This is a genomic window from Pseudonocardia humida (assembly GCF_023898865.1).
Taxonomy (GTDB): Bacteria; Actinomycetota; Actinomycetes; order Mycobacteriales; family Pseudonocardiaceae; genus Pseudonocardia; species Pseudonocardia humida.
Genome location: NZ_JAGSOV010000122.1, coordinates 1 through 1,453, shown reverse-complemented (window position 1 = coordinate 1,453; position 1,453 = coordinate 1). Strand labels below are relative to the sequence as shown.

Below are 1,453 nucleotides of genomic sequence, written 5' to 3'. Positions count from 1 at the left end.
CTAGTAGGGCTTTGTTAGCTCGTGTTGTCGAAGGTGCGTTGGCAGGTGTGGCAGACACCGGCCCAGACGACCAGCAGTTTCTGGAGTTCGCGCAGGACTGCGTAGAGGGTCAGGCCGGCGCAGGGGCTTTTGGGTCGTGACGCAGTTGGGTGCAGATGGCCTGGGCCAGGCTGGTGAGGGTGACGTGGCGGTGCCAGCCCAGGTAGGAGCGGCCTTCGAAGTGGTCCAGGCCGAGGCCGTCTTTGAGTTCGCGGTAGTCGTGTTCGATGCGCCAGCGCATCTTCGCCAACCGGACCAGCTCCCGCAGCGGCGTGGTCGGGGGCAGGGTCGAGAGCCAGAAGTCGGTCGGCTCCGGGGCGCCCGGTGGCCACTCGGCGATCAGCCAGCACTCGGGCAGGATCCCGTCCTGGTCGCGCGGGATGTGGCGGTTGGCCGGGCGGATGCGCAGGGCGAGGAACCGGGAGCGCATCCGCGCGGTGGGGTTGGCGGCGTGGGCCCGGGAGCCGTGGCGCCAGATCACGTAGCGGCCCGCGGCGCGTCCGGCTGCCATGACCAGGGCGCGCAGGTCCAGGGCCTTGTCGGGGTAGCGCGGCATGGGTGGTCGTCCGGTGCCGCGGTAGGCCGGGGTGATCGGCACCGCCTCGGCCGGGTGGGCGGTCGCGGTCGGGGACACGGCCAGGACGTAGGGCAGGTCGCGCTCGGTCAGGGCGAGACGGAACTCGGTGGCATCGCCGTAGCCGGCATCCGCGACGACCGGTCGGGTGGGCAGGCCCCAGTCGGTGAGTTGGTCGAGCATGTCCAGCGCCAGGCGCCACTTCTCCCGATGCCGCACCTGATCGCCGATCCCGGCCCGGGCTCGTCGGTCCCGGACCTGCTCGGCCAGCGCAGGATCAGCAGCACTGGCGGGGCTGGTGTCGTCCCAGGACTCGGGCAGGAACAGCCGCCAGTTCACCGCCGCGGAGGCCCAGTCGGTGCCGGCGTGCACGGAGACCCCGATCTGGCAGTTCCCGGTCTTGCCCAGCGCTCCGCAGTACATCCGCGCCACCCCGGGCGAGCGGATGCCGTCCTTGGGGAAGCCGGTGTCGTCGATGATCCAGGCCTGCGGGTCGATGAACCCGCCCCCGGGTCCTGCCGCCCAGAGCGCCAGCCGGCGGCGGACCTCGACATGGTCCCAGGTCGAGGACGTCACGAACTGCTGGAGCTGTTGGTGATCGACCCCGAGCCGAGCGGCCATCGGCTGCATCGACTTGCGCTTGCCATCCAGCAGCAGCCCACGCAGATACAGCGACCCCTTCACCCGCTGATCCGCGCGGGCGAACCCGCCCAGCATGTCCGCGGCGAACGCCTCGATCCGCGGGCGGACCTGCTCCATCTCCTCCGGAGTCACACCCGGAACAAGATCACAGACCTGGTGTCAGACCCGGCAGCGACACACCTAACAAAGCCCTACTAG

1 protein-coding gene is annotated in these 1,453 nt (G+C 70.4%); it reads right to left on the bottom strand.

The window, feature by feature from the left end:
- Positions 1-109: 109 nt before the first annotated feature.
- The gene (locus KDL28_RS40040; protein WP_252446704.1) at positions 110-1,387 is read right to left on the bottom strand and encodes an IS701 family transposase; all 1,278 of its coding nucleotides are present in this window, start codon (positions 1,385-1,387) and stop codon (positions 110-112) included.
- Between the last annotated feature and the right edge of the window lie 66 nt (positions 1,388-1,453).